This window comes from Granulicella mallensis MP5ACTX8 (assembly GCF_000178955.2).
Classification (GTDB): domain Bacteria; phylum Acidobacteriota; class Terriglobia; order Terriglobales; family Acidobacteriaceae; genus Granulicella; species Granulicella mallensis.
On record NC_016631.1, the window covers coordinates 1180170 to 1203347 of the forward strand.

General features: G+C 59.9%; 28 protein-coding genes and 1 tRNA gene. 11 read left to right on the forward strand and 18 right to left on the reverse strand.

Translation table 11 applies throughout. From position 1 onward, the window contains the following. Complete coding sequence (bcp, locus tag ACIX8_RS04875; RefSeq protein ID WP_014264211.1) at positions 1 to 462, forward strand: thioredoxin-dependent thiol peroxidase; 462 nt, start codon at positions 1 to 3, stop codon at positions 460 to 462. A gap of 5 nt (positions 463 to 467) precedes the next feature. Beyond that, positions 468 to 1199 (forward strand): polysaccharide deacetylase family protein, encoded by a 732-nt coding sequence (locus ACIX8_RS04880; RefSeq protein ID WP_014264212.1) that lies wholly within the window; start codon positions 468 to 470, stop codon positions 1197 to 1199. Between the two features lie 17 nt (positions 1200 to 1216). On the opposite strand, the gene ACIX8_RS04885 is transcribed toward ACIX8_RS04880, so the two are convergent. After that, a tRNA-Arg gene (locus ACIX8_RS04885) sits at positions 1217 to 1293 on the reverse strand. Between the two features lie 27 nt (positions 1294 to 1320). Here ACIX8_RS04885 and ACIX8_RS04890 point away from each other — a divergent pair. After that, positions 1321 to 1854 (forward strand): DUF2911 domain-containing protein, encoded by a 534-nt coding sequence (locus tag ACIX8_RS04890; RefSeq protein ID WP_014264213.1) that lies wholly within the window; start codon positions 1321 to 1323, stop codon positions 1852 to 1854. Positions 1855 to 1941: 87 nt separating this feature from the next. On the opposite strand, the gene gcvPB is transcribed toward ACIX8_RS04890, so the two are convergent. The 7 genes from gcvPB to ACIX8_RS04925 all read right to left on the reverse strand — a co-directional run bounded on the left by gcvPB (position 1942) and on the right by ACIX8_RS04925 (position 8265). Next, a complete protein-coding gene (gene gcvPB / locus ACIX8_RS04895) occupies positions 1942 to 3489 on the reverse strand; it encodes an aminomethyl-transferring glycine dehydrogenase subunit GcvPB (protein WP_014264214.1) in 1548 nt (515 codons plus the stop codon). Positions 3490 to 3532: 43 nt separating this feature from the next. Then, on the reverse strand, positions 3533 to 3877 hold the full coding sequence (locus ACIX8_RS04900) for a hypothetical protein (RefSeq protein WP_014264215.1): 345 nt from the start codon (positions 3875 to 3877) through the stop codon (positions 3533 to 3535). Between the two features lie 124 nt (positions 3878 to 4001). After that, a complete protein-coding gene (gene gcvPA / locus ACIX8_RS04905) occupies positions 4002 to 5366 on the reverse strand; it encodes an aminomethyl-transferring glycine dehydrogenase subunit GcvPA (RefSeq protein ID WP_044177820.1) in 1365 nt (454 codons plus the stop codon). A gap of 78 nt (positions 5367 to 5444) precedes the next feature. Then, positions 5445 to 5831 carry a glycine cleavage system protein GcvH gene (gene gcvH / locus ACIX8_RS04910; RefSeq protein ID WP_014264217.1) on the reverse strand — a complete coding sequence of 129 codons (387 nt, stop codon included), beginning with the start codon at positions 5829 to 5831 and terminating at the stop codon, positions 5445 to 5447. 62 nt (positions 5832 to 5893) lie between these two features. Further along, positions 5894 to 7045, reverse strand: a complete 1152-nt coding sequence (gene gcvT / locus ACIX8_RS04915) for a glycine cleavage system aminomethyltransferase GcvT (protein WP_014264218.1) — start codon at positions 7043 to 7045, stop codon at positions 5894 to 5896. 95 nt (positions 7046 to 7140) lie between these two features. Further along, the gene (locus tag ACIX8_RS04920; protein ID WP_014264219.1) at positions 7141 to 7659 is read right to left on the reverse strand and encodes a hypothetical protein; all 519 of its coding nucleotides are present in this window, start codon (positions 7657 to 7659) and stop codon (positions 7141 to 7143) included. Between the two features lie 120 nt (positions 7660 to 7779). Then, positions 7780 to 8265 carry a RodZ family helix-turn-helix domain-containing protein gene (locus tag ACIX8_RS04925; RefSeq protein WP_014264220.1) on the reverse strand — a complete coding sequence of 162 codons (486 nt, stop codon included), beginning with the start codon at positions 8263 to 8265 and terminating at the stop codon, positions 7780 to 7782. A gap of 68 nt (positions 8266 to 8333) precedes the next feature. On the opposite strand from ACIX8_RS04925, the gene ACIX8_RS04930 reads away from it, so the two are divergent. The 3 genes from ACIX8_RS04930 to glgC all read left to right on the forward strand — a co-directional run bounded on the left by ACIX8_RS04930 (position 8334) and on the right by glgC (position 10360). Further along, the gene (locus ACIX8_RS04930; RefSeq protein ID WP_014264221.1) at positions 8334 to 8543 is read left to right on the forward strand and encodes a hypothetical protein; all 210 of its coding nucleotides are present in this window, start codon (positions 8334 to 8336) and stop codon (positions 8541 to 8543) included. Positions 8544 to 8601: 58 nt separating this feature from the next. Beyond that, positions 8602 to 9003 (forward strand): hypothetical protein, encoded by a 402-nt coding sequence (locus ACIX8_RS04935; RefSeq protein ID WP_223295466.1) that lies wholly within the window; start codon positions 8602 to 8604, stop codon positions 9001 to 9003. A gap of 94 nt (positions 9004 to 9097) precedes the next feature. Then, entirely contained in the window at positions 9098 to 10360 is a 1263-nt protein-coding gene (gene glgC / locus ACIX8_RS04940) for a glucose-1-phosphate adenylyltransferase (RefSeq protein ID WP_014264223.1), read from the forward strand. Positions 10361 to 10473: 113 nt separating this feature from the next. On the opposite strand, the gene ACIX8_RS04945 is transcribed toward glgC, so the two are convergent. Continuing rightward, positions 10474 to 11223, reverse strand: coding sequence for a hypothetical protein (locus tag ACIX8_RS04945; protein WP_014264224.1), 750 nt, complete (start codon positions 11221 to 11223; stop codon positions 10474 to 10476). 210 nt (positions 11224 to 11433) lie between these two features. On the opposite strand from ACIX8_RS04945, the gene ACIX8_RS04950 reads away from it, so the two are divergent. From ACIX8_RS04950 to ACIX8_RS04960, 3 genes are all read left to right on the forward strand, one after another. After that, a complete protein-coding gene (locus tag ACIX8_RS04950; RefSeq protein ID WP_014264225.1) occupies positions 11434 to 11928 on the forward strand; it encodes a hypothetical protein in 495 nt (164 codons plus the stop codon). A 127-nt stretch (positions 11929 to 12055) separates the two neighbouring features. Then, on the forward strand, positions 12056 to 12280 hold the full coding sequence (locus ACIX8_RS04955; RefSeq protein WP_014264226.1) for a Sec-independent protein translocase subunit TatA/TatB: 225 nt from the start codon (positions 12056 to 12058) through the stop codon (positions 12278 to 12280). Between the two features lie 134 nt (positions 12281 to 12414). Further along, complete coding sequence (locus tag ACIX8_RS04960; RefSeq protein ID WP_014264227.1) at positions 12415 to 13317, forward strand: polyphosphate kinase 2 family protein; 903 nt, start codon at positions 12415 to 12417, stop codon at positions 13315 to 13317. Positions 13318 to 13377: 60 nt separating this feature from the next. On the opposite strand, the gene ACIX8_RS04965 is transcribed toward ACIX8_RS04960, so the two are convergent. Then, positions 13378 to 14262: an EamA family transporter gene (locus tag ACIX8_RS04965; protein ID WP_014264228.1), complete on the reverse strand. Its 885-nt coding sequence runs from the start codon at positions 14260 to 14262 to the stop codon at positions 13378 to 13380. A gap of 111 nt (positions 14263 to 14373) precedes the next feature. Next, a complete protein-coding gene (locus ACIX8_RS04970; protein WP_014264229.1) occupies positions 14374 to 15753 on the reverse strand; it encodes a VWA domain-containing protein in 1380 nt (459 codons plus the stop codon). Positions 15754 to 16070: 317 nt separating this feature from the next. Between ACIX8_RS04970 and ACIX8_RS25065 the strand changes: the two genes are divergently transcribed. Next, complete coding sequence (locus tag ACIX8_RS25065; protein WP_223295538.1) at positions 16071 to 16955, forward strand: TIGR03435 family protein; 885 nt, start codon at positions 16071 to 16073, stop codon at positions 16953 to 16955. 69 nt (positions 16956 to 17024) lie between these two features. Next, complete coding sequence (locus ACIX8_RS04980; protein WP_014264231.1) at positions 17025 to 18074, forward strand: VWA domain-containing protein; 1050 nt, start codon at positions 17025 to 17027, stop codon at positions 18072 to 18074. 375 nt (positions 18075 to 18449) lie between these two features. Here the strand turns inward: ACIX8_RS04980 and ACIX8_RS04985 are convergent, their stop codons facing one another. The 7 genes from ACIX8_RS04985 to hisC form a co-directional block, all read right to left on the reverse strand. Next, positions 18450 to 19124, reverse strand: coding sequence for a 1-(5-phosphoribosyl)-5-[(5-phosphoribosylamino)methylideneamino]imidazole-4-carboxamide isomerase (locus tag ACIX8_RS04985; protein ID WP_044176187.1), 675 nt, complete (start codon positions 19122 to 19124; stop codon positions 18450 to 18452). A gap of 123 nt (positions 19125 to 19247) precedes the next feature. Next, on the reverse strand, positions 19248 to 20018 hold the full coding sequence (gene hisF, locus ACIX8_RS04990) for an imidazole glycerol phosphate synthase subunit HisF (protein ID WP_014264233.1): 771 nt from the start codon (positions 20016 to 20018) through the stop codon (positions 19248 to 19250). Positions 20019 to 20106: 88 nt separating this feature from the next. Continuing rightward, the gene (locus ACIX8_RS04995) at positions 20107 to 20541 is read right to left on the reverse strand and encodes a DUF6968 family protein (RefSeq protein ID WP_014264234.1); all 435 of its coding nucleotides are present in this window, start codon (positions 20539 to 20541) and stop codon (positions 20107 to 20109) included. A 34-nt stretch (positions 20542 to 20575) separates the two neighbouring features. Next, a complete protein-coding gene (gene hisH, locus ACIX8_RS05000; protein WP_014264235.1) occupies positions 20576 to 21187 on the reverse strand; it encodes an imidazole glycerol phosphate synthase subunit HisH in 612 nt (203 codons plus the stop codon). A gap of 2 nt (positions 21188 to 21189) precedes the next feature. Continuing rightward, entirely contained in the window at positions 21190 to 21822 is a 633-nt protein-coding gene (gene hisB, locus ACIX8_RS05005; protein ID WP_014264236.1) for an imidazoleglycerol-phosphate dehydratase HisB, read from the reverse strand. Next, positions 21819 to 22019 (reverse strand): hypothetical protein, encoded by a 201-nt coding sequence (locus tag ACIX8_RS05010; RefSeq protein ID WP_014264237.1) that lies wholly within the window; start codon positions 22017 to 22019, stop codon positions 21819 to 21821. The genes hisB and ACIX8_RS05010 overlap by 4 nt, the downstream gene beginning before the upstream one ends. Further along, on the reverse strand, positions 22016 to 23149 hold the full coding sequence (gene hisC / locus ACIX8_RS05015; protein WP_014264238.1) for a histidinol-phosphate transaminase: 1134 nt from the start codon (positions 23147 to 23149) through the stop codon (positions 22016 to 22018). Before hisC ends, ACIX8_RS05010 begins: the two co-directional genes overlap by 4 nt. Positions 23150 to 23178 lie beyond the last annotated feature (29 nt).

Consider the following 23178-nt stretch of genomic DNA (forward strand, 5'->3'; position numbering starts at 1 on the left):
ATGCAACCGCAAGTAGGCGAGCTCGTAGAAAACTTCACCCTGCCCGACCAGGATGGCAACATCGTCAACCTCACCGACTTCAGCGGCAAGCCCGTCGTGCTCTTCTTCTACCCACGGGCCGACACTCCAGGCTGCACGATCGAAGCCTGTGGCTTCCGCGACCACTTTGCCAAGCTCCAGAAGGCAGGTGTGGTCGTTCTCGGCATCTCGCGCGACACCGTCAAGGCGCAGAAGAAGTTCGCGGAAAAGTACGACCTGCAGTACCCCCTGCTTGCCGACGCCGATCAGGCGATCGTCAACCGTTTCGAACTCGTCAAGCCAAAGACGATGTACGGCAAGCTGGTCAGCGGTGTCGAGCGCACGACCTTCGTCATCGGCCCCGACCAGAAGCTGCTGCACGTCTTCCACAAGGTCAAGCCCGAAGGCCACGCCGAAGAGGTCCTCGCGCTACTGAAGAAGTAATCGTGATGGCTCCAACCCTACCTGAAGAACTGGTACTCGGCGCAGCCGTAGCGGCCACGGCAGCCTATGCCGTGGCCAACGCCGCGTTGCGTCCGAAATCCCAGCTCTTCGGCCGCACGCTGATCGCGGGAAACGACCCGAACGAAGTCGCCCTGACCTACGATGACGGTCCGAACGACGCCGCGACCGGCGAGCTGTTGGAGGTACTGGCACGTCACAACGCCAGCGCGACCTTCTTTATGATCGGTCGTTTCGTGCGGCAGCGGCCTAGGATCGTTCGTGAGGTGCAGGCTGCGGGCCATCTTATCGGCAACCATACCGAGACGCACCCGTGGCTTGCGTGGCAGTCTGAGAAAGTCATTCGGGAGGAGCTTCGCGCCTGCAACGAGGCGCTGGAAGATGCGCTGGGTGCGCCCGTCCATTACTTCCGCCCTCCCCACGGAGCCCGCCGCCCGGCAGTTATGCGTCTTGCCCGGGAATTAGGCCTGACGACGGTGCAGTGGAACGTGATGGGCTTCGACTGGGAGCCGATTGGCGTCGATGGCATAGTAAGCCGTGTAGAGAAGGGGCTGACAAGCGTCCATGGGCGCGGCGTCGGAGCGAACATCCTTTTGCACGACGGTTACGACCGCGCATTGGGCGCAGACCGCAGCAGCACCGTAAAAGCGACAGCGAGGCTGTTGGAGAGTTTCGCCCGCGAGGGCAGGCGCGTCGTCACGGTAGACGCGTGGAGTTGATTGAATTTTGAGGGAAATGGTGCGCCCGAGAAGATTCGAACTTCTGACCTACAGCTTCGGAGGCTGCCGCTCTATCCAGCTGAGCTACGGGCGCGTGTCTTAAGCGTAGCATAGGCTTACTATGATCTCTCTCCGCACCGCCCTCCTCGCCGCTGCTCTTGCTCCGCTCACCCTCGTGAGCGTGGCCCAAAAGCCTCTCGCCTCCCCTGCGGCCACCGCCGAGACGACCCTCGCCGGTAAGACCGTGTCCATCAAGTACAACTCGCCCGCGATGCGTGGCCGCAAGATCATGGGCGACCTTGTTCCTTACGGCCAGGTCTGGCGTACCGGTGCCAACCCCGCGACGACCCTCGTGACGGCTGCGGACCTGAAGATCGGCACGCTTGACGTTCCTGCCGGAACTTATACGATCTACAGCCTGCCGGCAGCCCCTGGAACGCCGTGGCTGTTGATCATCAACAAGCAGAACGGCCAGTGGGGAACGGAGTACCACCAGGAGCAGGACCTCGGACGCACGCCGATGCAGGCCGGCCATCTGGCGGCACCGCAGGAGTCCATGAGCATTGGTTTCGAGAAGACGAAGAAGAACTCGACCGAGCTGCATGTGAAGTGGGAGAACACCGACGAGTGGGTGAAGGTCGAAGCGGCAAAGTAACAGCGATCAATGGAAACAGAAAAGCCTGCTCATCTGAGCAGGCTTTTTGTTTCTCCAATATGCAGCGTAAAAAGAAGGCAGGGATTCCTACCATTCCTTTGCTGCTGAATCAGGCGTCAACTGGGTGGAGGCCACGGGGGCCTTCCAGCGCAGGATCGGCTTACGGGCGGCAGTCGTCTCATCCAGCCGCTGCAGGCGCGTCGAGTGCGGCGCGTTCTGCACCAGCTCGGGATTCTCCTCCGCCTCGCGTGCAATCTGTTTCAGAGCGTCGATCAGCAGGTCGAGCTCTTCGCGCGACTCGCTCTCCGTTGGCTCGATCATCATTGCGCCGTTGACCACGAGAGGGAACGAGACCGTGTAGGCGTGGAAGCCGTAGTCGATCAGCCGCTTGCCCATGTCGCCGGTCTTGACGCCGTTCTTGGCCTGCAGCTTGTCGCTGAAGACAACCTCGTGCAGCGACGGCGACTTGTACGGCAGGTCGAAGGTGCCCTCGAGCTTGGCGCGGATGTAGTTCGCGTTGAGCACAGCGTCTTCGGTGGTCTGGCGCAGACCGTCGGGGCCGTTGGCGAGGATGTAGGCCAGCGCACGGATGAACATGCCGAAGTTGCCGTACCACGCACGCACGCGGCCCACCGACTGCGGACGGTTGTAGTCGAGGCCCAGCGAGCCATCGGGATTGGTCTTGACCACGGGTGTCGGCAGGAACGGCTCGAGGATCTTCTTGCAGGCGACTGGTCCCGAACCTGGGCCACCGCCGCCGTGCGGTGTCGAGAAGGTCTTGTGCAGGTTCAGGTGCATTACGTCCGCGCCGAAGTCGCCGGGGCGAGTCTTGCCACACAGCGCGTTCATGTTCGCGCCGTCCATGTAGAGCAGGGCGCCCTTCGCGTGGAGGATGTCGGCGATCTTGTGAATGTCGCTCTCGAAGACGCCGATGGTCGAGGGGTTGGTGAGCATCAGGGCGGCAACGTCTCCATCGACCATGCGCTCGAGCTCGGCCAGATCGACCATGCCCTGCGCGTTCGACTTGAGGTTCGCGACCTGGTAGCCGCAGACCGCCGCCGTCGCAGGGTTGGTGCCGTGCGCGGAGTCGGGAATCAATACCTTCGTGCGCGGATTGCCCAGCGACTGATGATAGGCGCGGGCCAGCAGAATGCCGGTGAACTCGCCATGCGCGCCAGCCGCGGGCTGCAGCGTGATGGTATCCATGCCGGTGATCTCGATGAGGCAGTCGGACAACAGCTTCATGATGCCCAGGGCACCCTGGCTTAGCGACTCGGGCTGGTAGGGATGCGCCTCGGCCAGACCCTCAAGCCTGGCAACGGCCTCATTGATGCGCGGGTTGTACTTCATCGTGCAGGAGCCCAGTGGGTACATGCCGAGGTCGATGGCGTAGTTCCACGTGGAGAGCCGCGTGAAGTGGCGGATGATCTCGATCTCGCTCAACTCGGGCATCGCGCCCAGGTCGTCCGTGCGCACGGCCGCGCCGAGCAGGGAAGCAGCATCGATCGCGGGCACGTCGAGCTGTGCCAGGCGATAGCCCTTCTTGCCGGACGAGGACTTCTCGAAGATCAGGTCTTCGTTCTGATTGACGTGCGTGGTCGCCTTGATGGGGGTGCCAACAAATTTATCTGCCATGTTTCCTGCCTTTTACTCGCAACTCATATCTCGAAACTGAATGTTAAAAATCTTCTGCATTTTCGCCGCTGCCGTCGGCCGAATAGCTTCCAGCCTCCGGCCCATCCAAATCTTCTTCGCGCAGACTCAGCGCAATTACCGTGCCGCTTTCGAACTCGATCGTCAGCGACTCCATCTCTTCGAGCGCGGCCTTGGCAACGGTCTCGCCGATCTGCGCGCAGAGGGCGTTGCGATACTCTGGCTCACCATACGCAATGCTGAAATCTGCAAGCAGTACGTGCGGCCAGTCATAGAGCGTGAACAGCGGGCCGTCGAAGCGCAGGCGGACGTAGTCGGCGACGAACTCGACGGCGGTTAGTTCCTGTCCTTCGATGGTGGTGATGTCCATGGTGCGGTCTCCGTGATGGTGTGTGAAGGGGATAAGTTCAGCGTAGAGCTATGAGGGGCTGAGCGCAGATACCCTCATAGCTGATTCACTCGTAGCTCTACGCTGAACTATCCCCCTACGATCCTTAAATGACAGCCGCAGCCGCGTCGATTTGCACTTTGGTCGTCAACTCTGTCGCACACCACAAGGTCGCCTTCTCGCCCAACTCCGGATACCACTTCGCCAGTGCAAGACCGCCGATGATCTGCTTGCCGAGCAGCTTGGTGTTGGCTGTCTCGGCGCTTTCCGGCAGATTGATGGCGAACTCGTTGAAGCTCGGCCCGGTGAAGAGCGGCTTTGCTCCGGCCTTGGTCAGCGTGTTGCGCAGATAGGCAGCCTTTGCGAGGTTCTGTTCCGCGAGCTCGCGCAGCCCCTGCTTGCCGTAGACGGTAAGGAAGATCGTCGTCATCAGGGCGACGAGCGCCTGGTTGGTGCAGATATTCGAGGTCGCCTTCTCGCGGCGGATGTGCTGCTCGCGTGTCGAGAGGGTGAGCACGAAGCCGCGCTTGCCGTTCTTGTCCTTGGTCTCGCCGACGAGGCGGCCGGGCATCTGGCGCAGGAACTTTTCCTTGCAGGCGATGACGCCGCAGTACGGTCCGCCGAAGCCCACAGCCACTCCGAAGCTCTGCGCCTCGAGCGAGACGATGTCCGCTTCTACGGGGGCCTTCACGATACCGAGCGAGACAGCCTCGGCGATAGAGACGATCAGCAGTGCACCCTTCTTGTGTGCGATCTCGGCGATGGCCGTAACGTCTTCAATCGTTCCGAAGAAGTTCGGCGACTGGATCAGCACGCAGGCGGTATCGTCGGTGATCGCGGCATTCAGCGCGGCGAGATCGACGCGGCCCGTCTCGGCGACGTAGCCGACTTCAGTTGCCGGAATGCCCTGGTGCTGAGTTGCAGTGTGCAGCACCTCGCGGTACTCGGGATGCACGGTGCGAGCTACGACCGCACCATTGCGTCCGGTTACGCGCACGGCCATCATCACCGCTTCCGCTGCTCCGGTCGAGCCGTCGTACATCGAAGCGTTGGCGATCTCCATGCCGGTGAGCTCGCAGATCATCGTCTGGAACTCGAACATGGCCTGCAGAGTGCCCTGCGCAATCTCGGGCTGATAGGGGGTGTAGCTGGTGAGAAACTCGCCGCGCTGCACGAGAGAATCGATGACTACGGGCCGATAGTGACGGTAGGCACCCGCACCGAGAAAGCTTGCATACTGCTTGCTGGCGGGCTGCGAGGCCAGAACCGCTACATCGCCGCTCGCGATGTTTCCAGCGAAGGCGCGGAAGCGGTCGAGCACTTCGGATTCACTGTGCTGGCGCGGGATGTTGAGGTCGCCCTTCAGGCGGTACTCGGCGGGAATCGTCTCGAACAGGGCTTCAATGGAGGAGACGCCGATAGCTTCGAGCATTTCCGTGCGGTCGGCGGGAGATTTTGGAAGATAGCGCATGGGGTCTTTCTGGAGCGTGAGCATCCTGCGATGCCCACGCCTCAGAGTCGAGACCTGGGCACCCGGTGGGTTGCGGGTCTAGTGGCCGGTTTCTTCAGCGACGAACTTTTCATAGTCGGCTGCGGAGAGCAGGTCATCGGATTCGCCCCCGGTCAGGGACAGCTTGATGATCCAGGTCTCGTTCGCGTCGGTGTTGATGGTCTCGGGCTCGTCGTTGAGCGCCTCGTTGATCTCGATGACGGTGCCGGCTGCGGGCGAATAAAGTTCGCTGACGGCCTTGACGGACTCCACCGAGCCGAAGGATGAGCCAGCATCAAGCTTGTCGCCCACCTTGGGCAGTTCGACGAAGACGATATCGCCCAGCGAGCTCTGTGCGTAGTCGGTGATGCCGATGATGCCGGTCTTGCCATCGATCTCAAGCCATTCGTGAGACTTCGCGTAGCGGTAGTTTTCGGGATAGGACATGTGAGGTTCTCCGAAGAAGATTGTAGAGGATTATGGGCTGTGTACCGGTTCAGGGGAAAGGGTTAAAGCTTTGGTGCCGCTGGTTTAGGACGTTTGTAAAAGGGTGTCGGCACAACCTGCGCCTTCACCAGTTGGCCGCGAATCTCGACGGCGAGCTCGGTGCCGAGTTCGGTATAGGCGACGGGCACGTAGGCCAGGGCGATATTCTTCTTGAGGAACGGTGCGGGCGAACCCGATGTGATCTCGCCGATTTTGGTGCCGTCGAGTGTGGCGACGAGATAGCCATCGCGTCCGATGCCGCGGTCGACCATCTCCAGGCCGACCAGCTTGCGCGACGGCCCGCCGCTGTTTTGAACCTCGAGCAGCGCCTCGCGGCCGACGAAGTCCGTGCCCTTGTCGAGCTTGCAATAACGGCCCAGATTGGCCTCGAAGACGTTGATGGTGTCGGAGATCTCATGGCCGTAGAGCGCCATCGCCGACTCCAGCCGCAGGGTGTTGCGAGCTCCAAGCCCGCAGGGGATGATGCCGAACTCCTCACCGGCGGCGAGCACCTCGCCCCAGACGCGTGCGCTGGTCGGTTCGTCGGAAGGGATGTAGATCTCGAAGCCGTCCTCACCGGTATAGCCGGTGCGCGCGATCATCACGTTGTGGCAGCCGCAGACCTGCCCCCAGGTGAACCAGTAGTTCTTGATCGTCGAGAGATCGACGCCGGTCAGCTTCTGCAGGGTGGCTGCGGCCTTCGGGCCCTGGATCGCGAGCTGCGTGTAGTAATCGGAAAAATCGTTGACGTGAACGCCGCTCATGCCGCCGATCACCTGTCGTACCCACTGCACGTCCTTCTCGCGGGTGCCGGCATTGATGACGATCAGATAATCGTTGTCGCCGAGCTTGTGCAGCACCACGTCGTCGACGAAGGTCCCGTTCGGATACAGCATCGCCGAGTAGTGGGCCTGGCCGGTCTGGAGCTTGCTGGCGTCGTTCATCAGCAGCTTCTGCACGGCGGCGAGCGAGTTCGGTCCGCGCAGCTGGATATCGCCCATATGCGAGACGTCAAAGAGGCCCACCGAGGTGCGTACGGCCATGTGCTCTTCGATCAGTCCGCGATATTGAACGGGCATATCCCAGCCGCCAAAGTCGACCATGCGCGCCTTGTGCGCGTGGTGGGTGGCGTGCAGGGCGGTACGGCGGAGGGCGGAAGGCGTTTCTGTCGTCATAATGTCTGTCCTTAGGATGCACCAGTATGGGCAATTGGTGCGAGGCAACTGTCTACGATAGCAAACCTAAGGGTACGGCGAGAGAAAAAACGGCCTTATGGGGCTGGCGTCACCACTGTCTTCAGATCGTTCACCAGGGCGGCAATCCCATCGTCGAAGTTGCGGTCATGCGTCTTTTGCAGATAAGCGACATCGACCGATTCGGTAAACGTCCACAGGATGTAATGCGTAGGCCGGTCGTAGACCACGAGCCGAAACATCGGCAGCGGATCGGCGGCACCCTTCACCTTGGCTCCCTGGTTATCGCCAAAGGCCGGCCCTTTGGGCGCCATCAGTTGAATCTCGAAGACCAGATCGGCCTCGGCAGGGCTTGAGGTCAGGGAAAACGTCTTGTCCGAGGCAAGGGCTGCATAGAGTTCGTTATAAGCACGTGCTGTATCGCCGCTGAAGGGGTGAGGGAACAAGCCGCTATCGGCGCCTGCGTTGGAGACGAACACCTTTTTGCCGGCAACCAGGGGCGTTGGGAAGGGCGCTTTGCCGGGAAGTTGCTGAGCCTGCAAAGCGCCAGGCAAAAGGGCAAGCGATAGGAGAAGGAACAAACGAAGCTGCTTCATGGCGACCTCTTGCAGCAGGCCGTCGTATCGCCGTGCTGCTGTAGGAAAGGACACGAGCTTTGAGCTATTTGTTTCGCGAAGCAGCGATATTCGTTGGAACGAGGCAAAGAGGAGTGGGTATCAGCTTCTCTGCCGGCGGTTCGCGCGCACAAAGCTGCTGATCGAAAAATATGCAAAGACGAGGAACAGGAGTAGATAGAAGTAGGCCTTATGCGCTTCAGACGAACTGGGCGAGGCTTTGAAGCTATTGTGTAGCCGCCACACGCTCTGACCCAGGACCAATGCAAACAGGGCGAAGAAGGTACCTGTCACCTCCAGCCAGAGAACGCTGGAAAACCGTTTTACCGGCGTTAGTACGGACCGTCCCAGGCCGCGCGCCTGTGTTTTGGCTACTTTTTGGACTTCGGCAACATTGCGATAAGCCTGCGCCGCCTGAGCTATTGGGGAGGGCCGTGGGGTGGTGGCCGCAGGATTGGGCCGTGCCGTTTGCTGAGAGGCTGCACCGGAGGGATTCGGTGCTGTGGCGGCATCGACAGCGCTGATCAACGTCTTTGTGGCGTGGCGCGCACCATAGCCAAGAGCGCGACCGAGGCGAACCCTATCCATGGCCCCAGTGTATCGCGGCCCTTTGAAAACTTGCGAAGCAAAGCTGCCATCTCTGGCATCCTAGAGTCATGGCGCCTGCGGATGAGGAAGACGAGAGTACGGGAAGCGTCAAAAAATGGGTCTGGGTGGTAGGAGGCTTGTGCGCGGCCACCGTTGGCTTCCTGGTCCTGGGTCCGAAGCGCGTAAAGCCTGTGCGAGATCTGGCTCATCGGCTTGAAGAGGCCTGGGAAGAGCACGATGACGGCCGGGACTCAGAGATTCAAGACCCGGAGATTTAGACAGCGTTCCGCAATCTTGTTTTGCGACACCGCCGACATCAGCGTAATCTTGAGGGCAGTGGCACCCGCAGCTGCCGTTCCCGACAATCTTCGATTGGGAATACCCGGTGCGTGGTCAGGGCGTTCTGAACAAAGCCGGGAGGTGGCATTGAATCAACAGGTTAAAGACCTTATCCAAAAACTGGGCGAGGCGATTCATGAGTCGGTAGCTGAATCGGAAGCAATCGCGGGCGTGGTTCGAGAGATCCGTGAGCAGGGCTTCGACGTGCTGCTGATGCTGGAAGCGACCATCGGCCTGAACGAGGTCGAGGACGACGATGAGGGTGCCGAAGGCGATGAAGGCAACGAAGCCGCGCATGGTCCCTTTACGCGCAACGATCTAACCTTCCTCAAGTCTTTACGCATCACAACGGAAGAGCATGAATCGGGCGCGGGCGGCGATACAACCAACGGTGTATAACCGCATCTACCTCAGTGTTTTGACTGTGTGCTAGACTCGTGGCCTGTTTTGCGTCTAACGGCTGTGCACGCATTTTGAAGAGGTAAGGGACTACATGAGAGATACGCTGGGTGTACTACTCGCTGGGGGTGCCGGCGAGAGGCTTTTCCCTTTGACTCGCGACCGCGCCAAACCGGCGGTTCCTTTTGCAGGTCAATATCGCATCATCGACATCACACTTTCGAACTGCATCAACTCCGACCTCCGCCACGTTTACATCCTGACGCAGTACAAGGCGCTTTCGCTGAACCGCCATATCCGCGAGGGCTGGGGCCCTGTAGTGGCCAGCGAGCTGGGCGAGTTCATCGAGATCCTGCCGCCGATGCAGCGCGTCTCCAAGAGCTGGTACCAGGGCACGGCCGACGCGGTCTTTCAGAACATCTACTCCATCGGCTCGGAAGAGCCTACGTATGTGCTGATCCTCTCCGGCGATCACATCTACAAGATGAACTATGCGCTGATGAAGCAGCAGCATACGGAGTCGGGCGCCGACGTCACGATTGCCACCTTGCCGGTGAGTCCCAATCAGGTCTCGCAGTTCGGTGTTGTCGAAGTGGCGCAGAACAGCGAAGTCACGGGCTTCGTCGAAAAGCCGAAGGAGACCAACATCCGGTCGCCCTTCAACCCCGACATGGTCGACGTCTCGATGGGCATCTACCTCTTCAACACGGACGTGCTGATTCCCGAGCTGATGAAGGATGCCGAAGACCCGAACTCCAAGCATGACTTCGGCCACGACATCCTGCCGAAGCTGCTCGGGCGCTACAAGGTGCACGCCTACAACTTCGTCGATGAGAATAAGCAGCGCGCTCTCTACTGGCGCGATGTGGGAACCCTGGAGGCCTACTACGAGGCCAACATGGATATCGCCGCCGTAGCCCCGACATTCAACCTCTACGACAAGGCCTGGCCGATGCGCACCCGAGCGTACCAGTATCCGCCGGCGAAGTTCGTCTTCGGTGAGCCGGGCCGCACGGGTATGGCGATCAACTCGATTGTCAGCGCTGGTTCAATCGTCTCGGGCTCGGTGGTGCGCAACTCGGTGCTCTCGCAGGATGTTCGTGTGAACAGCTATGCGGATGTCGATTCCAGCATCATCTTTTCGCACGTCAATGTGGGCCGCCACTGCCGCATTCGTCACGCCATTATTGATCGCGACGTACATATTCCGGACGGAACGGTGATCGGCTATGACCCGGTCGAGGACAAGAAAAACTACTTCGTCACGCCCAGCGGTCTCACCGTCGTCACGCGCGACTACTCGGTCTATGAGAACCCAGTCTCGCCAGACTTTATGCAGGTAAGCGAAGGCTGGTAAGAGCCGAGTGGCAAGTGACAAGTGGTAAGTAGCAATACAAAAGCGGCGCGGAATGATCATCATTCCGCGCCGCTCAGTTTTTGCTTTGTGACTTACCACTTGTCACTCTGCTTCTACCGCTTCCCGAACTTATAGACCAGTCCCGCTGAGATCGAGAAGAACTCACGCGTCTCGGTTCCGAAGTGCTCGAATATGAGATCGGGCTGCAGGCGGATGGCCACGCGGGGAGCGTAGTTGAAGTCGATGCTGCCGCCCACGGCGCCAAAGGGGCTGGTGGTATTGGGATACAGACCTGCGGTCTCCGTTGTGGGGACCTGTCCTCCACCGGGAGGTGGCGGGTAGCCGGTAATGGCCGTGTCGAAGGTTCCATGCGTCGCACCGGCGAGTGCGTGGTAGTCGATCGCGGCATAGCGGTTCTTGAAGCCGCGCCACTGCACGCCGCCACTGACGATGTTCTGGTACACCAGCACGCGGTTGAGATTGAAGACTTGTACCTGCGGGCTGGTGGGGGACGTTCCGGCCTGGATGCGGTAGTCTCCGACGACTCCCAGATGGCTGGTAAGCCAGTAAGTGCCCATCACCTCGCCGCCGCCCATGTTGTAGTGCTTGGGCAAGGCCTGCCCGGCCTGGCCGTTGCTGTAGCTCAGTCCGCCATAGACCTCCCACTTGTTGTTGTAGACCGGTCCGGTAGAGGGTGCCAGCGCCGGCGCCGTGATGGCTGAGGTTGAGCTCATGGCCTTGGTTCCGGGGGCGGCGACCTGCGCCTGCGAGCTGATGGCGCTGAAAAGGCCTGTTCCTGCCAGAACAAACGCCGCTATCGGCGTGCGCCAGCGGCGCGTGGATGAAGCTGTTTGATTCGTCACGTGGAAGATTGTCCTCTGCTGCTGGCGCCGGAGCGCGCTGTTATCTCAGGTGCGCGCCTTCGCGGTGCGTCCGTCTAAGGATATAACGCCGGGCATGGTTTGCGGCGAATCCTGGGGATTGTATCCAGCGAAGGCTATGGCGGGGCAGGCTTATCCGCCGTTTTGTTGCGGACGAGGAACACAGGCGCAGGTCGGTACAGGAGGCTGTAAGTGAAGAAACGAGAGCAGGGCATGATCGTTGTGGCTCTGATGTTTCTCTTTGGGGCTTCAGGTTTGGCGGTCTCCCAGGGAATACCGTCGCAGAGACATGGTGGCCTGGTATTGAAGGACCTTCCGATCCCTAAAGGTGCGCGAGTGATCGGCCTGGAAGTCCATTTGGCTGCCGGGGCATTCGATAGTCTGGCGGAGATCCCTGTCGGATGGCATGTTGTGGTGGACAATGATCCCTCATGGCAGGCAAATTTCGAGGCCCACGCAAGTGCTGGAGCCGAGGGACTGGATGAAAGCACGGTACAGAATCTCTGGCTTGAGGTGATAAAAAACGAAGTTGGAGACAGGAAGTTCATCGCGTCAGGATGGGTGATTTTGACCTCCAATGCTGAGAAGGAAAGGCGAATCCCCTTGAGTTCCTACAATTTCGACTTTGTTGAGCGCTATCCTCGGCACCGGCTCCATGATCCGGACGCGCCCGGACATTGGCGTTGATGTCCCTGCAGGGACTGGGTTTCGGGAACGTTGAAACCTGTCTATACCTCAGCAAAGACTACAGGTTCGTGCGACAATGGAGGTGCTTTTACACGTCTTAACGGCGTGTGACGAATGGAGAATCAATATGGAGATCTTTCAACCTTGGCACTTGATTATTGTGGCCCTGGTCGCTGTCCTCCTCTTCGGCGGTCGTAAGCTGCCGGAGCTTGGCAAAGGTCTTGGCGAAGGACTGCGCGGTTTCAAAGAGGGCATGAAGGGAATTACGGACGATGCTAAGGCAGACGCCAAGCCTGCGGATGCCACTCATACCGTTACTCCTACTCCTAAGGTCGAAGAGACCCCTAAGTAAACAAGGGTCGAAGGAAGCCTCATGGCGGAGTCGTTTCTGTCACGCCATTTCCTCGTTCATCTGCTCTGACGGTGGCCTCAATCTGTTCGTTATGTATATGGGACTGCCCCAAGCATCCGGAAGCGTAGCGATTTATGAAGCTAAAATCTGATTACCTTGTAAAGCCGCACACCAAAGTGCGGCTTTCGCATCTCTCGACCAGCGAAACCGGCGACTTTCACGACAAAGACGCCGCAGAGCCTGTTCTGGCTAAACATCGCGAGCAGCTCGACGCCCTGCAGGACGTCCTCTACGCCTCGCAGTCCAGGGCGGTGCTGATTGTCTTGCAGGGCATGGATACCGCCGGCAAAGACGGCACCATCCGGCACATTTTTTCAGGGATCAATCCGCAGGGCTGCGATGTCGCCTCCTTCAAGGTGCCGACCCCGCTGGAGGCTCGCCATGAGTTTCTGTGGCGCTGCCAGGCGCAGACGCCGCCGCGCGGCATGATCGGCATCTTCAACCGCTCGCACTATGAGGATGTGCTCTCTCCGCGTGTTCACGGCCTGATCGGAGAAAAGACAGCGCGCCGCCGCATGGACAACATCAATGGGTGGGAGCAGACACTGGTTGATAACGGGGTTGTGATCCTCAAGTTCTTCCTGCACATCTCGCGCGAGGAGCAGACCAGCCGCCTGCAGGCGCGCATCGATACGCCCGGCAAGAGCTGGAAGCTCTCGCCCGCAGACTTCGCCGAGCGCAAGTTCTGGCCGAAGTACGTCGACGCCTACGAAGATATTCTTCGGCATACGAGCCACAAGCATGCGCCGTGGTTTGTGATTCCGGCGGACAACAAGTGGTACCGCAACGTGGCGATCTCGCAGATTCTGGTCGATGCCATGAAGGGCCTGAAGCTGGAGTATCCGAAGCCGACCTTCGACCCGTCCGGCATCAAGCTCACGAAAGAAAGCGCGGATTCGACTGCAAAGAAGGTCGAGGCCCGCAAGAATCGCAAGAGTAAAAACGCTCCCGCCGCAGACGCGCCCAAGGCGACGTAAGCGGCCGCAGAAGCGTCAAAGCTTTCGATCGCAAAGGTAAGTATCTCTCCAGGCTGGTCCTCAGATACTGACCATCACCACGGCAGCTACAGCCACAGCCATACCCACAAGCTGCCGCCGCGTGGGACGCTCGTGCAGTTGCCATGCCGCCAGCAGGATCGTCGAGGCCGGATAGAGCGAAGCCAGCACCGCTGCCACGTCCAGCCGGCCGAGACGCGTCGCAGCGACAAAGAGTATATTCCCGCCAGTATCGAGCAGCGCCACGGAGAGGGCCCACAGGATAGCGGAGGAGGGGAGGTGTTTCGCGCCTCCGTCTTCCTTGCCTCCGCTCAGGCGTAGGGTCAGCAGCGTCAGGCCGCAGGTAGTGAGGCTGCCGATACGGGCCAGCGCCATCGGCATGAAGATGCCGAGCGGATTCGCCATGCGCAGCGCGACGAAATAAACTCCAAAGCCAATGCCGGCAAGGATAGCGAGGCTCAGTGTGCTGCGGCCGGAGTCCTCGGGGGAAGGCCCTGCGGCGATCGCCCAGATGGCGATAAACGCAAGAGCAAATCCGACGATCCGCAGAGTGCCGGGCGCACCTTCCAGCAGGCTGGAGACCAGTGCCGGAATGGCAGCAGCCAGGAGACCGCTGATGGCGGCTGAAACCCCCATCTCTCCACGTGAAAGCGCAATATAAAACGCGGTCAGAGAGATTCCGCCCGCGACACCGGCCAGCACGCCCCAGCCCAGCAGAGCGCCGTGGGGCATCGGCTCATGACGCAGCAGGAGGATGGACGCCAGCACGATAAAACTGACGGAGTGGGACATCAGGATGACCCGCAACGTCGAGCGAATCGAGCCTCCGGCAGCCTTGACCCCCATGCCGCCGGAGAAGTCTCCGCCTCCCCAGGCCAATGCCGAAGCCAGCGCGATCAAGGCATTGCTGTGTATGTTCCAGTTCATTGAAAGGTTCTTCCGTTTAAAACTTGTCCAGCGACTACCCATTAAAACGTCAAAGGCACGGCTGAAGCCGCGCCTTTGACGAAACCTGTCTTGTAATTATAGCGATCTGGCCTACGGTGTGGCTGTAGGAGTGACCGGCAAGGGGGCGCTATTCCTGGGGGTGGGATAGTAGCCGTCCTTGGAGATCACTGTCAGGTTAGGCCTCGCCACCCGAATCTCCGTCTTGCGGAATTTACCGTCAAGAATCGGCTCGTGGCTGTAGTAGCCGACCGTGTACTGGGTGCGTGCCTGTTTGGCGATGTTGGCGAAGCTTCTTTCGATCCCGCCCTGCCGGAACTCAGGATCGGTCTGCCCGCCGGTCAGGGCGGTAACGCGCGGCAGAATGTCATCGCGCATGGTCATGGGCAGATGGATACGATCGATGAAGCCGAATCCCGGGACCGCGGAGTCACCTACGAGGGTCGCGAAGACCTGAATATTGTTGGTCTGGCAGAATTGGATGACCTCTTTTTCCTTCGCGGTGCTGCCGTACTCCTTGCCGTCGGAGATGACATAGACGACACGCAGTCGTTCTCTGTTTGCGTGGGTCGTCTCAATTGCTGCGGCGAGAATCGCGTCAAGCAGCGTGTGGAACTCCTTGGGCGCGCTGCTGATAATGATGCCGCCATGGGAGCCACGATTCGTCTGGGGATCGACCGCCTGGTTGTTCTTCACCGTGGTCTGGTCCAGCGCACTGCCGAAGTTCATATTCGGATCGCGACCGGGTCCCTTGGATCTTTCCAGAATGACGCCCAGCCGCGCGCTCTGTGCCGCTGTAAAGGCTGTCTGCTCCTTCACGCCGTTGTTGTACGTAAAGACCGAGACCTCGTCGTAGGGCGCAAAGGCATCCTGTAATGCATGCAGGGAGTTATTGATCTTGTTCATGGTGTCGAAGGTGACACTCTGATCGATGACCAGGGCTACCGACATGGGCCGGGGGTCGCTCGAGAAGTTCTGCATCTGCTGGCGCAGGCCGTTCTCATAGACGCGCACATCGCGCCACGTCAGGCCTGGAACCAACTGGTTCTTGGAATCCTTGACGATAAAGGGAAGTTGGACGAAGTTCACATGCACGCGGAGTATGGGCATCGCGCCTTCACCTAGCGTTGGCGGCGGAGCGCCCGCATTGTCGTCTTCGGCAGGTGTTTGTGTGCCGGACGTGGGAGTCGAAGGCAGGGTGCTGCCGACGGCCTTCTGCCCGTCGCTGGCGGGGGCTTCGGTGGTGGACGTTTGCTCCGGTGGAGGAGCATCCGGCAGGGCCACAACCGGGGTAATCGTGTTGAGCTGCGGCAGGGTCTGAGGACGCGGTGCATCCGGGACGTTCTGTTGCTGCGTACCTGGAGTGCTCTGCTGTGGGTTCTGAGCGCATATCGCGAGATCAAAACCAGGGCCAAAGCCCGCCAGCGCAACCGTTAGCGCCCCTACCCAAACTGTTTGCTTGCCGAACACCATTAAGGTCAACCTCTTCTTGAACACGGTTCCCCGCAGCCGATGGGCCGAAGGCACACCCTTTGAGACTACCAGTGTGTGCGCTCCTCTGCTACGTTCTTCCCCAGGAGCCCGGTTAATGTTGGACTTTCCTTAGAAGCTAAGGGCACCCAGGATCCTATGCAAGACCGTAAGATGGCAGGCAGATACTGATGGCCCTGCTTTTGGGGTCGCACGGTTGCGCATCATTCTGAACATCGGCAGCTCACAAAGGTCTAAGCACAATGAGATGTGCAATCACCAAAACGGGTTTCTTTCCAACGATTCTGCTTCCTGCTGTCATGGGGGCAGCGATCACTCCTTCTCTGGCCCTATGTCAGGAGACCCCCGCTCCATCGCCGTCGCCTGCTTCGAGCAGCCCTGTCCCGGGGCCCAGGGGGCCGGTATTTGATGTGATCTCAATTCGACCGAGTACGCCGGGTGAAAGTTGGTTGATATCGGATCCTCCCGATGGATACCGAGTCCTCGCTCAACCTTTGGGGCGAACGATCCTGAGGGCCTATTTCCCTCGGATATTGCAGAGCAGGGTCGCTCTTCTTCAGGGGGCTCCAGGCTGGGTGTGGGACGATGCGTACGATGTCGTGGCTAAAGTGGCTCCGGGCGATATGGCCGAGTGGGAGACTCAACGCCTCAACATGGGCTCTCTGGCAAGCGGAACGATGCTGCAAAAGATGTTGCAGGCTGCCCTGGCGGAGCGGTGCAAGCTCGTCGTGCATCGCGTTCCGATGGAGATTTCAGGCTATGTGCTGGTGCTCAAAAAACACGGCCCTAACCTGGATCAAATGAAGGAGGCGCTGCCTGATGAGACGGTTCCTCCAGACGCTCACCGCATCTCCGGGGGTGGCTCGGCAACTCTTCCTACGCCGGGTCCAGGATCAGAGAAAACCTATTTCCAGACCTCCATGGCCTCCTTGGCTGCGGACCTGACTCTTTCCTGGTTCGGTGCCGTCGAAGACAGGACCGGCCTGACTGGAAAATATGATTTCACTCTGCAAAAACGAGAAGATGTATCATCCCCGCCCCCGGCCGGGCAGACGATAGTACCGGCAACCGACCCACGGCCTTCTCCCTGGAACCTGGAAAAGCTTGGTTTGGAATTGAAGGTCATTCAAATTCCCATGGAAGGGCTGGTCATCGACCATATCGAGAGGCCCTCAGCGAACTAGCCAAATGGGCCTGATTCTTGAGATATCGATTAGTCGCCAAAAAAGGCGAAACCGGCGTTTAATGTGTCTATGCGACCCCTATGGCTGCGTCTCGTCCCCGCTCTGTCGTTCGCACTCCTGTCCTGTGCGCCTGGCCTCCACGCGCAGGAAGCCCCCTCGCCGGACGCTCCGCCGCCGGCGAGCACCGCGCCAGCCCAGCAGGAGCAGAATCCTGAGACCCAGACCCTCAAGGTCAACGTCAACCTGGTCGACCTCTATTTTTCCGTGCGCGACAAGTCAGGCTATGTCACGGGCCTGCATCAGCAGGATTGCGGGCTTTGGGAAGACGGCCAGCAGCAGACGATCAAGAATTTTACGCAGGAGAAGAATCTGCCCCTGACGATCGGCATTCTGCTCGACACCAGCGGAAGCCAGAAGAACGTGCTTCCGCTAGAACAGGACTCCGGCGCGCGTTTTTTGAGTGAGGTGCTAAAGCCGAAGGATGAGGCTTTTCTGATCTCCTTCGATGTCAATGTTGACCTGCTCTCCGACTACACCAACAGCGCTCACGAGCTGAAGCGCGCCATCGACAAGGCTTCCATCAATGCGGCTTCGTCGAGCGCCGGCGTTCCCGGCATCGGCGGCGGCCCGTTCCCGACGAGCCACCCGCGCGGCACGCTGCTCTATGACGCTGTGTATCTGGCCGCGCACGACAAGCTGCAGTCGCAGACCGGCCGCAAGATCCTTGTTCTGCTGACCGATGGCGGCGACCAGGGATCGCAGGAGACGCTGAAGAGCGCGACGGAGGCCGCACAGAAGGCCAACGCCATCCTCTACGTCATCCTCATCGCGGACCGCGCGAACTTCAGCTATGGGTTCAACGCCGACGGGCAGATGGAGCAGTTGGCGCATGAAACCGGCGGTCGAGTCATCAACGTCGGAAACAACGGCAAGAAGCTCGAAGAGGCCTTCGACCAGATCCAGGACGAGCTGCGCACGCAGTACCTGGTCAGCTATACGCCCAAGAACAAAGCCGCCGATGGTAAGTTTCGCAAGATCAACATCGACTGCGGGAAAGATGCGAAGGTGCAGGCGCGCAAGGGGTATTATGCGATTGTCGGCGGTGGGGATGACAACTGAGTGGCTTCACACTTGACGTAATGTCTGTGAAAAGCGATCAACGCCTGTGCTTTCACTTTTCCCCATCCACAGAAACGTCATCCTGAGCGAAGCGTCTCGCGTTTTTGCGAGACGCGAAGTCGAAGGACCCTGAAGAGTTTATCTTGCCGCTATCGCCAGGACCGTTCCAACCGAAGAGGCTGAGGTTCGAGCGTTCGAGGTGGAAACGGTCCGGAAGGTCGAGGCGATGTGGAAGGTTTCGGGGTTCTTCGACTCCGCAGCTCGCACAGTACGCGAGCTGCGGAGTCGAAGAATGACGCTTCTGGGGTAAGTCGAGAAAGGATACTTCGTGGACGGGCCCAAAGAAGACTTTCCCACGTTTCTGCTTCGGCAGATCTAAGCCTCCATCGCCCCCGAATACACAGCCATTCCCGCCACGGCATCCACACCCATCGCATCGAGCGAATCGACCTCGGCGCGTTCCTTGATCCCTCCGGCGACGATAAGCTGCCGGGCGGTCGTAGAGCGCAGCACTGCGGCGACGTCCATCGGAAAACCCTGCATAGTGCCTTCGGTATCGACGTGCGTGTAGAGGAAGGCTGAGGTGTAATCCTCAAGCCAAGTCACAGCCTCTTCCGGCGTCAGGTCGACCGAGTCCTTCCAGCCCTTCACAGCAACCTTGCCGTTTTTGGTGTCGACGGAAAAACACAGGGCATCTTCGCCAAGCGCCTTCTTCAAGCTGGCCGCGAAGACCTTATCTACACCGTCGCTGTTGAAGAGGGAAGAGCCATAGATCACCCGCTTCGCCCCGGCATCGAGCAGCCGCTGTCCGTCTTCAGGGGTGCGCAGGCCACCGCCTACCTGGCACGGCAGGCGTTTGCAGATCATCTCGATCAGCTCGCGGTTGTCGCCCTGCCGCATCGCAGCGTCGAGATCAATAAGCTGCACGGTCGGGTATTTCGAGAAGCGCTCGATCCAGTAGTCGAAGTCGTCGAAGGCGAGCTTGAGTTTCTCACCCTGCACGAGCTGCACAATGCGCCCGCCCATCAGGTCAATCGAAGGAATCAGCATGATGTTTTCAGTGTAGACGGAAACAAACTGCAAACGCAGAGCCTGCCGAGTACACCAAGTTAACGCAACGTAAACTCTGCGCAAACTTTGCGTCCTTCGCGCACTCCGCGTTTGCAGTTTGGATCAACACGGCAGCCGCATCGGCACTCCCGCCGCCGCAACCTCTGCCTTCAACGCTCGCGAATCCGTAATCCCAAAGTGAAAGATACTCGCTGCCAGCGCCGCATCGGCCTTGCCTGCCTTGAACACCTCGGCAAAGTGCGCGGCCGAGCCCGCACCACCACTGGCGATCACCGGAATCTGCACTGCCTCCGACACGAGCCGCGTCAGCTCGCAGTCGAAGCCGTTGCGCATGCCGTCGGTATTCATCGAGGTCAAGAGGATCTCTCCGGCACCCCGCTGCTCAGCCTCCCGCGCCCAGTCGACGACTCGCAAACCGGTCGCCTTGCGTCCGCCGCTGACATACACCTCGGCATCCTCTACGCCATGCTCCCCTCGACGGGCATCGATTGCGACGATCACTGCCTGTGCGCCGAAGCTGGAGCCGATCTCGCCGATCAACTCCGGTCGTGCGATGGCCGACGAGTTGATGCTGACCTTGTCCGCGCCCGCATCGAAGACCGCCGCTGCATCCTCAGCAGACCGGATGCCTCCACCCACGGTGAAGGGCACGAAGAGCGAGGCCGCTGTGCGCTTCACGGTATCGAGCAGCGTGCCGCGGCCTTCATGGGTCGCGGTAATGTCGAGCAGCACGATCTCATCGGCCCCCGCCGCCGCATGGCGATGCGCCAGCTCCGCCGGGTCGCCCGCATCGACGATATCGACGAACTGGATACCCTTTACGACGCGTCCGCCCCGTACATCGAGGCACGCGATGATTCTCTTCGTCAGCATGAGATCCCGTCTTTGCCTTTCTTTCTGTTCTTGTTTTTCTTTCTGTCATTCCCGCAGGGAATCTGCTTTCCGTCTGCAGCCGCACCAATCACGAATTCACACTCATGCCCACAACCGGACACTTTGCCGCAGCCGCCTCGCTGCCGCCGACACGGCCGAAACCGAAGTCGTCCGTTCCTAGGAAGCTCATCTTGTGGTGCCGGGCCATGCCGCTGAGTTCGTTGTGCACCATATGCATCGCCATCTGGATGGAGTGCACGGAGTCCGCGCCACCGGCGGGCGTGATGTGTTCGCGGCCCAGTGCGCTGATGCGGTAGGGGCACGCCCAACCCTTGCCTTCGATGTGAAAGGGTTTGCCGAAGCTGACGGTCAGGGTCGCGATTTGGCTCTCATGTTCGATATCGAGGAAGCGTTCGGCGATGATCTCGAACGGCAGCAACTCCATGCCGGTCCAGTTTGCTGCCGTGTCTGGCTTTACCATCTCCACTGTGCCCTGCGAGACGTGGGTTGTGTCGGTAATCATGGGGTGCCTCCTGCGAACGTGTTGCGGTTCGATGCTACAGCGCGAGAAAGTTTTGCAGGACGCGCAGTCCTGTTTCAGCCGACTTCTCAGGATGAAACTGTACGCCCATTACGTTGCCGCGTTCGACTGCGGCGGTAAACGCGCCACCATACATCGTGGCCGCAGCCGTGTCCGCCGACACCGGCGCGCGCCACGAGTGGGTGTAATAGACGAAGCTCCCCGGCGTAACGCCTGCCAATAGCCGTGAGTCTTCGCGCACGTTCTCGAGCGAGTTCCATCCCACATGCGGCGACTTTAACTCCGTGCCCTCGAAGGTGGCAGGGAAGCGCTCGCACTGGCCGCCAAAGTGCCCGAGTCCTGCTGTCTCGGGTGCTTCGGTGGAACCTTCATACAGCCACTGAAGCCCCACGCAGATGCCGAGAAACGGCGTGCCCTTGGCGACGGCTTCGCGTGTCGCCTGGGTCAGGCCGAGGTCGGCGAGCAACTGTGTCGACTGAAAATGGCCGACGCCGGGAAGAACGATCTTGTCCGCACGCAACACCTCAGCGGGATCTTGCGTGATCACAATGCCGTTCGCGCCAAGATGTTTGAGCGCTTTGACCACGCTGGTCAGATTGCCCGCTTTGTAGTCGATGACAGCGATCATCTTTACAGCAGCCCCTTGGTACTCGGCAGCAACTCTCTCATCCGCTCATCCCGCGAGCACGCACCGCGCATCGCCCGTGCGAATGCCTTGAAGATCGCCTCGATCTTGTGATGGTTGCTGCGCCCATACATGGTCTTCACATGTACATTGGCCTTCGCGCCGCGCGCAAAGCCATCGAAGAAGTCCGCAACCAGCTCACTCTGCAGATCGCCGACGACGGGCACCGTCACCTGGTCATCGACGACATACGCCACGCGGCCCGAGAGATCGACCGCAGCCACTGCGAGCGTCTCATCCATCGCCATGACGAAGTATCCCGCCCGGAGAATGCCCTTCTTGTCGCCAAGCGCCTCGGCAAAGGCCTCGCCCAGCGCGATGCCGACGTCCTCCACCGTGTGGTGCTGATCGACATCCAGATCGCCCACGCACTTCAGTTGCAGGTCGAATCCGCCATGTCGCGTAAACAGCTCAAGCATGTGGTCGAAGAAGCGAATGCCCGTCGAAACCGTATAGCTGCCCTGTCCATCGACGTTGAGCCGAAGCGAGATCTTCGTCTCCGTCGTATTGCGTTCCACTACGCCAATGCGTTCGTCGCCTACCGGCGCGACACCCAACTCATTTACCAGATCACTCATCTTTCACTCCGCTTCAACTTCACAAACTCCCAGATCGTATAAAACAACGCGACTACGATGACGGCAACACACACCCGCATGAGCTTCGGATAATCTCCAAGAAGCGCAGATCTGAGAAGCACAAATCCTCCGCTCATGCACGCTACACCGACCGCCAGCATGATGACTTTATTTCGCTGCAGGTTCAGGTCACTCATGCACGTGCCCGGCCTTCCGCCGGTGTCCACCCAATCTCCGCCAACGACGCGCGCAACGCTGCGATACCGCGCGTTACATGCTCTTCCGTGCCGATGGTGATGCGCACATAACCGTCGCATCCCGGGTCGGTGGAGCGGTCGCGCAGCAGCACGCCATGCCGGCGCATCGCGGCGACGAGCTCTTTGTGCTTCGGCCCGATATCCATCAGGATGAAGTTTGAGGCACTCGGCCAGGTCCGCACCCCAAGCTCTTCGAGCGCGGTGTACATCCGCTCACGGCCCTGGTGTACCTGGAGGATGTACCAGTTCAGGTAGTCCTCATCGGCAAGCGCCTCAGGCAGCACGGCAAGCGCCACGCCGTTCACGTTGTAGGGGGAACTCACCTTGCGCAAGAATCCGATCAGCCGCGCATCGCCCGCGACCATGCCGACGCGCAGATTCGCCAGCCCATAGGCCTTTGAGAAGGTGCGCGCGACGATCAGGTTTGGCACGCTGCCGATGTCGCCCATCGTCGTCTCGCCATGAAAGTGAAAGTAAGCCTCATCGACCATCAGCACCGCCTGAGGAGCCGCGGCGGCAATCGCCAGCAGCTGCTCGCGGCTGATCGTTGCGCCGGTCGGATTGTTCGGCGAAGCCACGATGATGAGCTTGGTGCGCGGCGTAATCGCCGCCAGAAAGCGTTCGAAGGGGAAGGCAAGAGTATCGTCGGTCTGCACCTTACGCAGCCCCGTGGTCATCATGCTGATCGACACGTCATACATGAAGAACGTCGGTGTGCAGATCAGCGCCTCATCCCCTTCGTCGAGGAATGCGCAGGCCATCAGGTGAATCGCTTCGTCGACGCCATTGGTCAGCAACACCTGATCCACGCTGAGTCCGAAGTGGGCTGCGGCGATCCTCTCGACAGGCTGCCGTTCGGGATAGATCGTCAGTCCCTCGCTCGTCAGCTTCTGGAGCTTCTCAAGGACGCGGGGGCTCGGTGCCAGGGTGTTCTCGTTGAAGTCCAGCCGCAGAGCATCGCGGCCAGCGAGCGGCGGGTGGTACTCCGGCATCGCCAGTACGGCAGCGCGCGGCTGCGGAACAGTCCCTGCAGCGTCCGCCTTGTTCTCAGTTTCCGTCAACACAGCCATACTCTTAGCCCTTGCCTTCCTAGTGCCTA

Excerpts from the sequence above, each read along its gene's own strand:
- bcp (WP_014264211.1), top strand. The coding sequence starts at position 1 with ATGCAACCGCAAGTAGGCGAGCTCGTAGAAAACTTCACCCTGCCCGAC.
- ACIX8_RS04880 (WP_014264212.1), top strand. The coding sequence starts at position 468 with ATGGCTCCAACCCTACCTGAAGAACTGGTACTCGGCGCAGCCGTAGCG.
- ACIX8_RS04890 (WP_014264213.1), top strand. The coding sequence starts at position 1,321 with ATGATCTCTCTCCGCACCGCCCTCCTCGCCGCTGCTCTTGCTCCGCTC.
- gcvPB (WP_014264214.1), bottom strand. The coding sequence starts at position 3,489 with ATGGCAGATAAATTTGTTGGCACCCCCATCAAGGCGACCACGCACGTC.
- ACIX8_RS04900 (WP_014264215.1), bottom strand. The coding sequence starts at position 3,877 with ATGGACATCACCACCATCGAAGGACAGGAACTAACCGCCGTCGAGTTC.
- gcvPA (WP_044177820.1), bottom strand. The coding sequence starts at position 5,366 with ATGCGCTATCTTCCAAAATCTCCCGCCGACCGCACGGAAATGCTCGAA.
- gcvH (WP_014264217.1), bottom strand. The coding sequence starts at position 5,831 with ATGTCCTATCCCGAAAACTACCGCTACGCGAAGTCTCACGAATGGCTT.
- gcvT (WP_014264218.1), bottom strand. The coding sequence starts at position 7,045 with ATGACGACAGAAACGCCTTCCGCCCTCCGCCGTACCGCCCTGCACGCC.
- ACIX8_RS04920 (WP_014264219.1), bottom strand. The coding sequence starts at position 7,659 with ATGAAGCAGCTTCGTTTGTTCCTTCTCCTATCGCTTGCCCTTTTGCCT.
- ACIX8_RS04925 (WP_014264220.1), bottom strand. The coding sequence starts at position 8,265 with ATGGATAGGGTTCGCCTCGGTCGCGCTCTTGGCTATGGTGCGCGCCAC.
- ACIX8_RS04930 (WP_014264221.1), top strand. The coding sequence starts at position 8,334 with ATGGCGCCTGCGGATGAGGAAGACGAGAGTACGGGAAGCGTCAAAAAA.
- glgC (WP_014264223.1), top strand. The coding sequence starts at position 9,098 with ATGAGAGATACGCTGGGTGTACTACTCGCTGGGGGTGCCGGCGAGAGG.
- ACIX8_RS04955 (WP_014264226.1), top strand. The coding sequence starts at position 12,056 with ATGGAGATCTTTCAACCTTGGCACTTGATTATTGTGGCCCTGGTCGCT.
- ACIX8_RS04960 (WP_014264227.1), top strand. The coding sequence starts at position 12,415 with ATGAAGCTAAAATCTGATTACCTTGTAAAGCCGCACACCAAAGTGCGG.
- ACIX8_RS04965 (WP_014264228.1), bottom strand. The coding sequence starts at position 14,262 with ATGAACTGGAACATACACAGCAATGCCTTGATCGCGCTGGCTTCGGCA.
- ACIX8_RS04970 (WP_014264229.1), bottom strand. The coding sequence starts at position 15,753 with ATGGTGTTCGGCAAGCAAACAGTTTGGGTAGGGGCGCTAACGGTTGCG.
- ACIX8_RS25065 (WP_223295538.1), top strand. The coding sequence starts at position 16,071 with ATGGGGGCAGCGATCACTCCTTCTCTGGCCCTATGTCAGGAGACCCCC.
- ACIX8_RS04980 (WP_014264231.1), top strand. The coding sequence starts at position 17,025 with ATGCGACCCCTATGGCTGCGTCTCGTCCCCGCTCTGTCGTTCGCACTC.
- ACIX8_RS04985 (WP_044176187.1), bottom strand. The coding sequence starts at position 19,124 with ATGCTGATTCCTTCGATTGACCTGATGGGCGGGCGCATTGTGCAGCTC.
- hisF (WP_014264233.1), bottom strand. The coding sequence starts at position 20,018 with ATGCTGACGAAGAGAATCATCGCGTGCCTCGATGTACGGGGCGGACGC.
- ACIX8_RS04995 (WP_014264234.1), bottom strand. The coding sequence starts at position 20,541 with ATGATTACCGACACAACCCACGTCTCGCAGGGCACAGTGGAGATGGTA.
- hisH (WP_014264235.1), bottom strand. The coding sequence starts at position 21,187 with ATGATCGCTGTCATCGACTACAAAGCGGGCAATCTGACCAGCGTGGTC.
- hisB (WP_014264236.1), bottom strand. The coding sequence starts at position 21,822 with ATGAGTGATCTGGTAAATGAGTTGGGTGTCGCGCCGGTAGGCGACGAA.
- ACIX8_RS05010 (WP_014264237.1), bottom strand. The coding sequence starts at position 22,019 with ATGAGTGACCTGAACCTGCAGCGAAATAAAGTCATCATGCTGGCGGTC.
- hisC (WP_014264238.1), bottom strand. The coding sequence starts at position 23,149 with ATGGCTGTGTTGACGGAAACTGAGAACAAGGCGGACGCTGCAGGGACT.